General features: G+C 59.5%; 10 protein-coding genes. 8 read left to right on the forward strand and 2 right to left on the reverse strand.

Annotation, left to right across the window (positions count from 1 at the left end; genetic code table 11):
• Positions 1-153: 153 nt before the first annotated feature.
• Both rhaI and J2T09_RS25750 read right to left on the reverse strand, forming a co-directional pair.
• Positions 154-1,446 (reverse strand): L-rhamnose catabolism isomerase, encoded by a 1,293-nt coding sequence (gene rhaI, locus J2T09_RS25745; protein ID WP_306839938.1) that lies wholly within the window; start codon positions 1,444-1,446, stop codon positions 154-156.
• Positions 1,447-1,597: 151 nt separating this feature from the next.
• A complete protein-coding gene (locus J2T09_RS25750) occupies positions 1,598-3,694 on the reverse strand; it encodes a bifunctional rhamnulose-1-phosphate aldolase/short-chain dehydrogenase (protein WP_306839939.1) in 2,097 nt (698 codons plus the stop codon).
• Positions 3,695-3,894: 200 nt separating this feature from the next.
• Between J2T09_RS25750 and J2T09_RS25755 the strand changes: the two genes are divergently transcribed.
• From J2T09_RS25755 to J2T09_RS25790, 8 genes are all read left to right on the forward strand, one after another.
• Positions 3,895-4,713: a DeoR/GlpR family DNA-binding transcription regulator gene (locus J2T09_RS25755; protein WP_306839940.1), complete on the forward strand. Its 819-nt coding sequence runs from the start codon at positions 3,895-3,897 to the stop codon at positions 4,711-4,713.
• 51 nt (positions 4,714-4,764) lie between these two features.
• A complete protein-coding gene (gene rhaS / locus J2T09_RS25760; protein ID WP_306839941.1) occupies positions 4,765-5,760 on the forward strand; it encodes a rhamnose ABC transporter substrate-binding protein in 996 nt (331 codons plus the stop codon).
• A 71-nt stretch (positions 5,761-5,831) separates the two neighbouring features.
• Complete coding sequence (locus J2T09_RS25765) at positions 5,832-7,385, forward strand: sugar ABC transporter ATP-binding protein (RefSeq protein WP_306839942.1); 1,554 nt, start codon at positions 5,832-5,834, stop codon at positions 7,383-7,385.
• Positions 7,386-7,395: 10 nt separating this feature from the next.
• Positions 7,396-8,385, forward strand: coding sequence for an ABC transporter permease (locus J2T09_RS25770; RefSeq protein ID WP_306839943.1), 990 nt, complete (start codon positions 7,396-7,398; stop codon positions 8,383-8,385).
• Positions 8,382-9,392 carry an ABC transporter permease gene (locus J2T09_RS25775; protein ID WP_306839944.1) on the forward strand — a complete coding sequence of 337 codons (1,011 nt, stop codon included), beginning with the start codon at positions 8,382-8,384 and terminating at the stop codon, positions 9,390-9,392. Before J2T09_RS25770 ends, J2T09_RS25775 begins: the two co-directional genes overlap by 4 nt.
• Complete coding sequence (gene rhaM / locus J2T09_RS25780) at positions 9,389-9,709, forward strand: L-rhamnose mutarotase (protein ID WP_306839945.1); 321 nt, start codon at positions 9,389-9,391, stop codon at positions 9,707-9,709. Before J2T09_RS25775 ends, rhaM begins: the two co-directional genes overlap by 4 nt.
• Positions 9,706-11,139, forward strand: coding sequence for an FGGY-family carbohydrate kinase (locus J2T09_RS25785; protein ID WP_306839946.1), 1,434 nt, complete (start codon positions 9,706-9,708; stop codon positions 11,137-11,139). The genes rhaM and J2T09_RS25785 overlap by 4 nt, the downstream gene beginning before the upstream one ends.
• Before the next feature lie 251 nt (positions 11,140-11,390).
• Complete coding sequence (locus J2T09_RS25790; RefSeq protein WP_306839947.1) at positions 11,391-12,104, forward strand: hypothetical protein; 714 nt, start codon at positions 11,391-11,393, stop codon at positions 12,102-12,104.
• Positions 12,105-12,168: the final 64 nt, after the last annotated feature.

The following is a 12,168-nucleotide window of genomic DNA, read 5'->3' on the forward strand; positions in this document are numbered from 1 at the left end:
ATATCGGCGGGCTGGTCGAAACAATCCAACCCGACGAATGTGCCACCTATATCAAAAATGCAGGGTATGGTTCTGTCAAAAGGTGAACCGCTCTAGTCACCGGCAAACGGCGCGTTTTTCAACGCGCCGCCATCCGGTTCATGTCTGCTTTGATCAGATGATGCCGCCGCTGCCGCCCACCACGGCCGGGCGCTCTTCCGACACCTTTGCGCGGTAACCGCTGGCGCGGTAGGCAGCGATGGGATCGATCGCTCCTCCCGCACGGCGGCGGGCTTCGGCGAGGATGGGTTCCACGTCGGTGCGGTAGGCGCGCTTCAGCGTGTCGGTTGCCATCAGGGCGTCATTGTCCTGCTGGAAGCCGTCGAGTGCCGTGCGGTCGACGATCAGCGCCTGCGCATAGGCACGGCGGATTTCGTTGGCGCTGGAGATCAGGCTTTCGATCGGATCGGTGACATTGTGCGACTGGTCGATCATGTGGGCCGGGTGGAAACCTTTGACGCCACGGTTTTCCGCATCCACCAGTTCGTTGAAGACGAGGAACAGACGATAAGGTTCGATCGAACCGGCATCGAGGTCGTCGTCGCCGTATTTCGAATCGTTGAAATGGAAACCGCCAAGTTTCTTGAACTGGATGAGGCGGGCGACGATCATTTCGATATTGGTATTGGGCGCATGGTGGCCGAGATCGACGAGGCAAAAGGCCTTTTCGCCGAGCGTCTGGGCGATCAGGAGGTTGCTGCCCCAGTCCTGCACGACGGTGGAATAGAAGGCCGGCTCGTACATCTTGTGTTCGGAAAACAGCCGCCAGTCATCCGGCAGCGCCTTGTAGATATCCGCCATGGACGAGAGGTAACGTTCGAACTGGCGGGTGAAATTGCTCTGGCCCGGGAAATTCGAGCCGTCGCCGATCCACACCGTCAGCGCCTTGGAGCCGATGGCATTGCCGATCTCGATACATTCGATGTTGTGTTCGACCGCCTGCGCGCGGGTGGCTGCATCCGTGTGGCTGAGCGAGCCGTATTTGTAGGAGTGTTTCTGGTCCGGCGCGTCGGAAAAGGTGTTGGAGTTCATGGCGTCGAAACGGAGACCCAACTCCTCGCCCTTGGCATTCAAGTCTTTCGTGTCGGTTTTGTCCCATGGAATGTGCAGGGAGACGGTGGGCGTGGCGCGGGTCAGCTGGTTGATGACGGCGCAGTCGTCCAGCTTGTCGAAGATGCCGCGCGGTTCGCCTTTGCCGGGGAAGCGGGCAAAACGGGTGCCGCCGGTGCCGACACCCCAGGAGGGGACGGCGACGAAAAACTCAGAGACCTTTTGGGTTATGGCCTCGATATCGATGCCGCGGCGGGACAGGTTGTCGCCGAGTGCCGCGTAATCGAATTTGAGGGCGGCAAGGCGCGCTTCATTGTCCTTGTCGACGGTGTCGGCGGCGATGTTGAGTTTGGTCATGTGAAAGAATCCTCCCGAAAGACTAAGGCGGGGTCTCCCTCTCCGCCGTCATCCTCGGGCTTGTCCCGAGGATCTGCAATTGCCTGATATGATCGATGTGGTCAGATCCTCGGGACAAGCCCGAGGATGACGGTAAAATCGAGTTGTCGGCTTAGCGCGTAAAACTCTGCGCGTTGCCGGCATCGACATTGATGATGTTGCCGGTCGATTTCGCGGACAGATCGGAGGCGAGGAAATAGATCGCCTCGGCAATGTCCTCCGGGAAGACGTTGAGTTTCAGCATCGAGCGCTTGCGATAATGTTCCTCCAGCTCGCTGACGTCGATTTTTGACGACGTGGCACGTTGTTCGCGCCACTCGCCGCTCCAGATCTTTGAGCCGCGCAGGACCGCATCCGGGTTGACCGTGTTGACGCGGATGCCGGCGTCTGCCCCTTCCAGCGCCAGGCAACGGGCGAGGTGGATTTCGGCAGCCTTGGCCGTGCAATAGGCGGATGCGTTGGGCGACGAGGCGAGGCCGTTCTTCGAGGCGACGAAGACCACGTTGCCGCCGATCTTCTGGCGACGGAACAGGCGAAAAGCTTCGCGCGATACGAGGAAATAACCGGTGGCGAGAATGTCGATATTCTTGTTCCACATGGCCAATGTCGTGTCTTCCACCGGGGCGGAGGATGCGATGCCGGCATTGGAGACGAGGATATCGATGCCGCCGAATTCGACGGTGGCTTGCGTGAACGCCTTCTCGACGGCGTTTTCCGATGTCACGTCCAGCTGCACGGCGCGCACTGCGTCCGCGCCAAAACGTTTGGTGAAATCGGCATGCGCGTCATCGAGCGCCGTCTGGTCGATATCGGCCAGAACCACGCAGGCGCCTTCACCGATCAGCCGCGTGGCGGTGGCGCGGCCGATGCCACCGGCGCCGCCGGTGACGAAGGCCACCTGGCCGGCAAGGCTTTTGGGTTTCGGCATGCGCTGCAGCTTTGCCTCTTCCAGCAGCCAGTATTCGATATCAAAAGCTTCCTGCTCGGGCAGGCCCTGATATTCGGAGACGGTGGAGGCGCCGCGCATGACATTGATGGCGTTGACATAAAACTCACCGGCGATGCGGGCGGTTGCCTTATCCTTAGCGAAGGACAGCATGCCGACGCCGGGGATCAGGAAGATGACCGGGTTCGGATCACGCATTTTTGGCGAGTTGTCGTGTTTGCAGGTCTCGTAATACCGGGTGTAGTCGGCGCGGTAATCTTCCAGCGCCTTGTCGAGGCCGGCGACAACGGCATCCGCATCGGGCTTTGCCGGGTCGAAATCGACGATCAGCGGGCGGATTTTCGTGCGCAAAAAGTGGTCGGGGCAGGAGGTGCCCAAGGCGCCGAGCGGTGCGAGGTTCTTCGAGTTGACGAATTCCAGCACGGCATCCTGATCATCGAAATGACCGAGCTTGCGCTCCGCCTTGCCGATGCGGCCACGGATTTCCGGCATCAGTTTTGCGGCGATGGCGCGGCGCTCTTCGGTCCCGAGGCTCTTGGTGACGGCGCCACCGAAGATGGTCTTGCCTTCAGTCTCCTTTGCAAACCACTCGATCGCCTTGTTGATGATCTCGAGCGTCAGCAGGTAGCAATCCTTGGCGTCATCGGCCCAGGTGAACAGGCCGTGGCTTTCCAGAACGACGCCCTTGGCGGTGGGGTTCGCCTTCACAAAGGCTTCGAGATCGAGGCCGAGCTGGAAGCCGGGGCGGCGCCAGGGCAGCCAGCCGATATCGCTGCCGAAGATTTTTTGGGTGAGTTCCTTCGAATTTTTCGAGGCGGCAATCGCGATGATCGCATCCGGGTGCATGTGATCGACATGGGCAAAGGGCACAAAACCGTGCAGCGGCGTGTCGATGGAAGCGGCGCGCGGGTTGAGGTTGAAGGTGCAGTGCGGCAGGAAGCCGACCATGCGGTCTTCGTCTTCCACGCCCTTGTAGATCCCTTTCAGGGCTTCGAGCTTGTCCATGTAGAGGGTGGAAAAACCGTCGAGCTTGATGGTGCCGACATCGCCGCCGGACCCTTTTACCCACATGACCTTGACCTTTTCGCCGGTCAGCGGATCGGTTTCCATCACCTTCGCCGAGGTATTGCCGCCACCGTAATTGGTGATGCGCTTGTCGCTGCCCAGAAGGTTGGAGCGATAGAGCAGCTTGCCGGGCTCATCGAGCTTTGCGGCATAAGCATCATCCCAGCGGTTATCGAGTAGGCGGATCTGGCCCGACATGTCGTCCTCCCTGACGTTGTCTTAGGTCGTGGCGCTAGTCCTCCGGCGCCGCTTATGCGACAGGATATCGCCCACTCGCTCGACGCTTGTCAATCGCAATCGATCAAAATCAGTCATGTTGCGTCGCAACAGGAATATTAATGATCGATGATGATTGACAAGTTTCAGAAACTGACAATAGTTGGCATCAGGAGGACCCCATGCACGAACGCGAACGCCATCGCATCATCCTAAGCGCGATCCAGGAAAAGCCTGTGATCACGGTGCAGGATATTGCCGATCTGACGGATGCGTCCGAGGCGACGATCCGGCGCGACATCGCGTCTCTGCATGTGCAGGGCAAGCTGCGCCGTGTGCGGGGTGGAGCGGAAGCGATGCACCCCCCGCAGATCGGTCAGCTGGCTGCGCGCTCGTTTCGCGTGTCTGAATCGGTCAATATCGATAAAAAACGCTCAATCGCGCGTCAGGCTGTCGAACTGTGCGAAGAGGGCGACTCGATCATCATCAATGGTGGCACCACCACTTTTCAGATGGTGCATTACATGGCTTTGCGCCGCATGCAGGTGATGACCAATTCCTTTGCTATCGCCGAACATCTGGTCAAGCATTCGAAGAACAATGTGACGGTGCCGGGCGGTACGATCTATCGCGAACAGAGCCTGATCCTGTCGCCGTTCGACAATGATGCGATCCGCAATTTTTACGCCCGCCGCATCTTTATCGGCGCACAGGGCATAGGCCCGCTCGGCATCATGGAGCCGGATGCGCTGGTGATCCAGAGCGAGCAGAAGCTGATGCAACAGGCGGAAGAGCTGATTGTCATGGTCGACTCGTCTAAATTCCAGCGGCGGTCGAGCATGATCCTGTGTCCGCTGGAGCGTGTTACCGCCATCATCACGGATGACGGCATCTCGGAAGAATCGATGCGCATGGTTGAGGATGCCGGCGTGCGGCTGATCATTGCAGGGGCGGGGCATGCCGCTCAGGCAGATGAGGAGGATACCCCGTCGGTCGCTTGAGGGCGTCACGGGAGGAAATGAAATCGTTCAATCTTTGGGAGGAGAATTGACATGAAACTTGCGAAAAAACTGGCACTGGGTGTGGCTTTGGCCGTGACCATGATGTCGTCCGCGGCTTCCGCTGCCGACATGAAGATCGCGCTTGTTGTGAAATCGCTCGGCAACGGCTTTTTCGAAGCGGCCAACAAGGGCGCGCAGGAAGCCGCCAAGGAACTCGGCGGCGTCGAGATCATCTATACCGGCCCGACCTCGACGACGGCGGAAGGCCAGATCGAGGTGATCAATTCGCTGATCGCTCAAGGGGTCGATGCCATCGCCATTTCCGCCAACGACCCGGATGCCGTCGTGCCGGCGCTGAAAAAGGCGGCGCAACGCGGCATCAAGGTGATCTCGTGGGATAGTGGCGTTGCACCGGAAGGTCGCATCCTGCAGCTCAATCCGTCTTCCAACGAGCTGATCGGCAAGATGTGCCTGCAACTGGCGGCAAGCCACCTTGAAGGCGGCAAGGGCGATTTCGCCATTCTTTCGGCCACCACCACCTCGACCAATCAGAACATCTGGATTGGTGAGATGAAGAAGCAGCTGAAGGATTTTGCCGGCCTCAACCTCGCCACCACGGTTTATGGTGACGATCTTGCCGACAAATCCTACCGCGAAGCGCAGGGCCTGTTGACCTCGCAGCCGAACGTCAAGGTCATCGTCGCGCCGACCACCGTGGGTGTTCTGGCCGCATCGCAGGCGGTGAAGGATGCCGGCAAGATCGGTCAGGTCTATGTCACCGGCCTCGGCCTTCCGTCGGAAATGGCGGGCGCCATCAAGTCAGGTGCCACCAAGGAATTTGCCATCTGGAACCCGATCGACCTCGGCTATTCCGCGACACAGATTGCCTATCACCTCGTGAAGGGTGATGCCGATGGCAAGCCGGGCTCGGAAATCGAGGCCGGTCGTATGGGCAAGATCAAGATCGACGACAAGGGCGAGGCCGCCATGGCCGATCCGTTCATCTACGACGCCAAGAATATCGACGAGTTCTCGAAGATTTTCTGATCCCTCTCGGGACTTGTGTCCGGCGTCCTCGACGGCGCCGGACCGACCATGATTTTCAAATGGCAGATGTGATGATGACTGCAGTCGAAAAGACCGGCGCGGAGACTTTTCCTGTTGGGGATGCAACGCCCGTCAGGCGAATGCCTGTCCTGGAAATGCGCGGCATTTCCCAGATTTTTCCGGGCGTAAAAGCGCTCGATGGCGTCAGCATTGCGCTGCATGCCGGCGAAGTGACGGCGCTGATCGGTGAAAACGGCGCGGGCAAGTCCACGCTCGTGAAAATCCTCACCGGTATCTATCGCTCCAGCGAAGGCGAGATTTTTATCGATGGGCAGCCGGTCGCCTTTGCCAGCGCGCAGGATGCGATTGATGCCGGTGTCACCGCCATTCATCAGGAAACCGTGCTGTTCGACGAATTGTCGGTGGCGGAAAACATCTTTCTCGGTCACGCACCCAAGAAGCGTTTTGGCTTGATCGACTGGAAGGCCATGAACGCCCGCGCGACAAAATTGCTGCATGCGCTGGAAAGCGAGATCGATCCGACCATTCGGCTCAAGGATTTGTCGATCGCGCAGCGGCATCTGGTGGCCATTGCCCGTGCGCTGTCGGTTGAGGCACGTATCGTCATCATGGACGAGCCGACGGCTGCTCTTTCCCGCAAGGAAATCGATGATCTTTTTCGCATCGTTGAAGGCCTGAAAAAGCAGGGCAAGGCGATCCTGTTCATCAGCCACAAGTTCGATGAGCTGTATGAAATCGCCGAAAACTTTGTTGTGTTTCGTGATGGTCGCGCCGTCGGCCATGGGCGTCTGGCCGAGACGCCTCAGGATGTCATCGTGCGCATGATGGTGGGTCGCGATGTCGAAAACATCTTTCCCAAGGTGGAGGTATCGATCGGTGCGACAGTGCTCTCGGTCGAAAACTACTGCCACCCGACCGAATATCGCGACATTTCCTTCGATCTGAAGCGTGGCGAAATTCTTGGTGTTTACGGGCTGATCGGCGCCGGGCGCTCGGAGCTTTGCCAGTCGCTGTTTGGTGTGTCTCACCCCTCTTCCGGTCACCTGACGCTGGAGGGCAATGCGGTCCATATCCGTTCGCCGCGCGATGCGATTGCTGCCGGTATCGTTTATGTGCCGGAAGAGCGCGGGCGTCACGGTCTGGCGCTGCCCATGCCGATCTTTCAGAACATGTCGCTGCCGTCGCTTGCCCGCACGTCTCGCTCAGGTTTTCTGAAAGCCGCGAATGAACTGGCCTTGGCGCGAAAATATGCCGAGCGGCTGGATCTGCGTGCAGCCGCGCTGTCCGTTCCTGTCGGCACATTGTCGGGCGGCAACCAGCAGAAGGTGGTCATCGGCAAATGGCTCGCGACCCAGCCCAAAGTCATCATCCTCGATGAACCGACCAAGGGCATCGATATCGGCTCGAAAGCTGCCGTGCACGGTTTCATCAGCGAACTCGCATCGGAAGGCCTGTCGATCATCATGGTCTCGTCCGAACTGCCGGAAATTCTCGGCATGTCGGATCGTGTTCTGGTGATGCGCGAAGGGCTGATGGCCGGCATGTTCGATCGTTCTGAGCTGAGCGCCGAGACTTTGGTGCGTGCTGCCACCGGTAATGCATGAGGAAGCGCCGATGAAAAAACTCCTGAAACACCGCGAACTTCTTCTGGTCGGCATCATCGCCATCATGGTGGCCGGTTTTGCCACGCGTGCGCCCGGTTTCGCCACACCCGGCAATCTCGCGAACATCTTCAACGACACCTCGATCCTGATCATTCTGGCGCTTGGCCAGATGACGGTGATCCTGACAAAATCGATCGACCTTTCGGTTGCCGCCAATCTCGCCTTCACCGGCATGGCGGTGGCGATGCTGGATGCCGCCTATCCCGGCCTGCCGCTGGCGCTTCTCGTGGTTCTGGCGATCGGCATCGGTGCGGCGCTTGGTGCCATCAACGGTTATCTCGTCTGGGCTTTGCAGATCCCGCCCATCGTCGTGACACTTGGCACGCTCACCATCTATCGCGGCATGGCCTTTGTTCTTTCCGGCGGCGCCTGGGTCAATTCGCACCAGATGACACCGGGTTTCCTCAATTTTCCGCGTGTCTCGGTGCTCGGCATGCCACTGTTGTCGTGGATCGCCATCGTCATCGTGGTGTTGATGTGGGGGCTCTTGACCCGCACGGCCTTCGGCCGTGCAGCCTATGCGTCCGGCGGCAATCCGACCGCTGCCGTTTATGCCGGCATCGATATCGGCAAGACGCGGTTTTTCGCCTTCGTGCTTTCCGGCGCTTTGGCAGGTCTTGCCGGTTATCTCTGGGTGTCGCGTTATGCCGTTGCCTATGTCGATGTGGCGGCCGGTTTCGAGCTTGATACAGTGGCGGCCAGCGTCATCGGCGGTATTTCCATTGCCGGTGGTATCGGCTCCGTCGCCGGTGCCGTGCTCGGCGCGCTGTTTCTCGGCGTCATCAAGAATGCGCTTCCCGTCATCGGTATCTCGCCATTTGCCCAGATGGCCATTTCCGGCATCGTCATCGTGCTGGCCGTTGTCTTCAACGCCCGCGCCGAACGCCGGGCCGGGCGCATCATCCTGCGTGACCGTGGCGCCAAGGAGGTTTCCGCATGAGCGAGATCACCGAAACCGGAAAACGTCAGGCCATTCCCGACCGTCTCGGCACACCGGTCAGCCGCCTGCTCGGGAGTTGGGAAGTGCTGCTGTTCGGCGTGGCGGTGGTGATCTTTATCGCCAACTCGTTTGCCTCGCCTTACTTCCTGAATGCCTGGAACCTGTCGGACGCCACGTTCAATTTCACCGAAAAGGCAATGATCGCCTTTGCCATGGCCATGCTGGTGATTGCCGGTGAAATCGACCTTTCGGTTGCCGCCATCATCGCGCTGGCCTCCACCGCCATGGGAGCGGCGGCGCAGATGGGCATCGGCGCGCCGGGACTGGTGGCGATCGGCATCGGTGTCGGGCTCACCTGCGGTGCCATCAACGGTGCGCTGGTTTCGGTGCTGAAACTGCCGTCCATCGTCGTCACCATCGGCACGATGAGCCTGTTTCGCGGCATTTCCTATATCGTGCTGGGCGATCAGGCCTATGGCAAATATCCGGCCGATTTCGCCTTCTTCGGACAGGGGTATGTCGTCTGGGTGTTTTCCTTCGAATTCGTGCTGTTTATCGTGCTCGCCGCCATATTCGGCGTGGTCCTTCATGCCACCAATTTCGGCCGCCAAATCTTTGTCATCGGCAACAATGAATTTGCGGCGCGTTTTTCCGGCATCCCGGTGGAGCGGATAAAATTCAAGCTGTTCCTGCTGACCGGCCTGATGTCCGGCATCGCCGCCGTCTGCCTCACCTCGCGGCTCGGCTCGACGCGGCCTTCGATCGCACAGGGCTGGGAGCTTGAAATCGTCACCATGGTCGTGCTGGGAGGTGTTTCCATTCTTGGCGGCGCGGGCACGATCGCCGGCGTCGTCATCGCCGCCTTCGTCATGGGGCTCGTCACCTTCGGCCTTGGCCTTTTGAATGTGCCCGGCATCGTCATGTCGATCTTTGTCGGCCTTCTTTTGATCATCACCATCGCGCTGCCCATCGTGGCCCGACGCATCAAGCATATGAGAACCAAATGATTTTGGAAAAACACGCATTCAAGATGAAGCTTAACCCGGGCATGGAAGCGGAATACCGCAAGCGCCATGACGAGATTTGGCCGGAACTGAGCGCGCTTTTGCACGAGGCGGGCGTGCGTGATTATTCCATCCATCTCGACCGGGAAACCAATATCCTGTTCGGCGTGCTGTCGCGCCCGGTCGATCATTCCATGGCAAGCCTGCCAGACCATGCGGTGATGAAACGCTGGTGGGCGCATATGGCGGATATCATGGAGAGCAATGCCGATAACTCGCCGGTGCAGAGCGATCTGGTCACCGTGTTTCATCTGCCATGAGCGATTTCAAAAACATCGCCATTCTCGATATCGGCAAGACCAATGCCAAGGTCGTGGTGGTGAATGCGGCGACGGGCGACGAAGTCGCAGCGGTCAGGATGCCGAACCGGGTGCTCGCCGGTCCGCCATATCCACATTACGATGTCGAGGCCATCTGGTCATTCGCGCTCGATGCGCTGGCGCGGTTTGCAGCAGAGCCGGGCTATGATGCCATTTCGATCACCACGCATGGCGCCTGTGCGGCGCTTCTCGATGCGGTTGGCGAATTGGCATTGCCGGTGCTGGATTATGAGCACAGCTATCCGCAGGCCATCCGCGATGCTTACGCCGATCTGCGCCCACCCTTTGCCGAAACGGCCTCGCCGCCGCTATCCGCCGGTCTCAATCTCGGTGCGCAACTGCATTTTCTGAAGGCAAGTTTTCCGGCGGACTTTTCACGTGTCGCCACCATTGTCACTTACCCGCAATATTGGGCCTTCCGTTTGACGGGTGTCGCCGCCAACGAGGTGACATCGCTCGGCTGCCATACGGATCTCTGGTGCCCGGGCAGTGGAGACTATTCGCGCCTGGTCGATACGCTCGCTATCCGGTCGTTGATGGCGCCTATCCGCTCGGCCTTCGATCGGCTGGGACCTGTCCTGCCTGATATCGTGGCGCGAACGGGTTTGGCGAAACCGGTTCCCGTCTTTTGCGGCATCCACGATTCCAATGCATCGCTGTTGTCGCATCTTGCGGCAAGGCGCAGTTCGTTCTCCGTCGTGTCCACCGGCACGTGGGTGGTGAGCTTTGCTGTTGGCGGCAATCTTGCCGCACTCGATCCACGGCGTGATACGCTCGCCAATGTCGATGCCTATGGCCGCCCCGTGCCATCCTCGCGTTTCATGGGTGGACGCGAATTCGAGATGCTGACATCGGATTGGCCAAAACCGTCATCGGACGACATTGCCGCCTGCGTCGAGCAGGTGCTGCTTCACGGGCGGATGATCCTGCCTGGCGTGGTTCGTGGCTCAGGCCCGTTTCCCGATCGGGAGCGGGGAATGGTGGGCAAGGCGCCGGAGACCTCAGCCGAGGCATATGCGCTGGCTTCCGCCTATCTGGCCTTGATGACGGATTCCTGCCTGTCGCTTCTTGGCGCCGCAGGCGAGACGATTGTCGAGGGACCTCTGGCTGAAAACATGGCCTATCTTCGATTGCTGTCAGCACTGACCGGGCGGGATGTGCTTGCCGTGTCCGGTTCGACGGGAACCGGTGGCGGTGCGGCGCTGCTGGCGCAGGCGCATCCGGCGCAGACAGGTTTTCAGCGCATCGAGCCGTGGCCGGCCGAGCCAGCCTTGTCATATCGGGAACAATGGCAGAAGCATCTCGGTTCTATTGTCGGTGACGTTTCATCGGCCGCAGAAGTCTCTCCTGCCGATATGCCTGAAACGTAAAACACCGTTATCCAGTTCTTGCGCTGTTTGGTCGCTCGGCAATCGTTGATGTGTCATCAAAGATCGGCGGCGGTATTTAAATACTCGTATCCATGTTTTTTGTGTCGATTCGACACGGTTTTTCGGTGTGCGCTGCATCAATTAATTCTTGCTTCGGTTGTTTTATGTAATTCTAATATACGGAAGACCTAAAACGTGTTTCAATCCACTCATGACCTCGCAAACGCTGAGGGTATTGAGAGGAGAATGACATGCGTAAGCCGAGTAAAGTTCTGGTTCTTTCTATATGCCTCGCTCTTCCCATCGCGGGTACTGTTTCCGCGCAATCTCTGGGTGGGCTTGGAGGCGGTGGTAGCCGCGGCGGTGGCGGCGGTCTTGGTGTCGGGGCATCTGTCGGTGGCGTAAGCGCCGGTGTTGGCGCAGGTCGTGGCGGTATCGGTGTGGGAGCGTCTGTCGGTGGCTCCGGTGGTGTCAACGCTGGTGTCGGTGTCGGCGGACGCAGTAATGGTGGCCTGGGTGCCGGTGTCGGCGCTTCGGTTGGCGGCCGCAACGGTGTGAACGCCGGTGTCGGCGCCACGGTCGGTGGCCGTAGCGGTGTCAATGCCGGTGTCGCTGCCTCGGTCGGCGGTAGCGGTGGCGTCAATGCCGGTGTCGGCGCAGCAGTCGGCGGTGGTCGCGGCATCAATGCCAACGTGAGAGCTTCGGTCGGCGGCACCAATGTCAATGTCGGCGTTGGCGTAAACCCTCCCGGGACAACACCCGGTGGCCCGACGCCTGGTGGCCCGACCAATCCCGGCACCGGACCGACGACGCCATCCGGCTCGCTTCGCGCCTTCAACAACATGTCGAGTGCCGAGCAGAAGAAGCTGCTCATCACCTGCCGCGGTGTTCTGCGCCAGAGTGGCGGTTATGATGCTTCGCTTGTTTCGCTCTGCAAGCTGCTGAACGCCACGGCACGGCGCTAAACTGTCATCCTCCCACAAAAAGCCCGCGGTTTCGGCCGCGGGCTTTTTGGTGTCCGGTTGTTTG

It is taken from the genome of Neorhizobium huautlense, from assembly GCF_030811685.1.
GTDB lineage: Bacteria > Pseudomonadota > Alphaproteobacteria > Rhizobiales > Rhizobiaceae > Neorhizobium > Neorhizobium huautlense_A.

Excerpts from the sequence above, each read along its gene's own strand:
- rhaI (WP_306839938.1), bottom strand. The coding sequence starts at position 1,446 with ATGACCAAACTCAACATCGCCGCCGACACCGTCGACAAGGACAATGAA.
- J2T09_RS25750 (WP_306839939.1), bottom strand. The coding sequence starts at position 3,694 with ATGTCGGGCCAGATCCGCCTACTCGATAACCGCTGGGATGATGCTTAT.
- J2T09_RS25755 (WP_306839940.1), top strand. The coding sequence starts at position 3,895 with ATGCACGAACGCGAACGCCATCGCATCATCCTAAGCGCGATCCAGGAA.
- rhaS (WP_306839941.1), top strand. The coding sequence starts at position 4,765 with ATGAAACTTGCGAAAAAACTGGCACTGGGTGTGGCTTTGGCCGTGACC.
- J2T09_RS25765 (WP_306839942.1), top strand. The coding sequence starts at position 5,832 with ATGATGACTGCAGTCGAAAAGACCGGCGCGGAGACTTTTCCTGTTGGG.
- J2T09_RS25770 (WP_306839943.1), top strand. The coding sequence starts at position 7,396 with ATGAAAAAACTCCTGAAACACCGCGAACTTCTTCTGGTCGGCATCATC.
- J2T09_RS25775 (WP_306839944.1), top strand. The coding sequence starts at position 8,382 with ATGAGCGAGATCACCGAAACCGGAAAACGTCAGGCCATTCCCGACCGT.
- rhaM (WP_306839945.1), top strand. The coding sequence starts at position 9,389 with ATGATTTTGGAAAAACACGCATTCAAGATGAAGCTTAACCCGGGCATG.
- J2T09_RS25785 (WP_306839946.1), top strand. The coding sequence starts at position 9,706 with ATGAGCGATTTCAAAAACATCGCCATTCTCGATATCGGCAAGACCAAT.
- J2T09_RS25790 (WP_306839947.1), top strand. The coding sequence starts at position 11,391 with ATGCGTAAGCCGAGTAAAGTTCTGGTTCTTTCTATATGCCTCGCTCTT.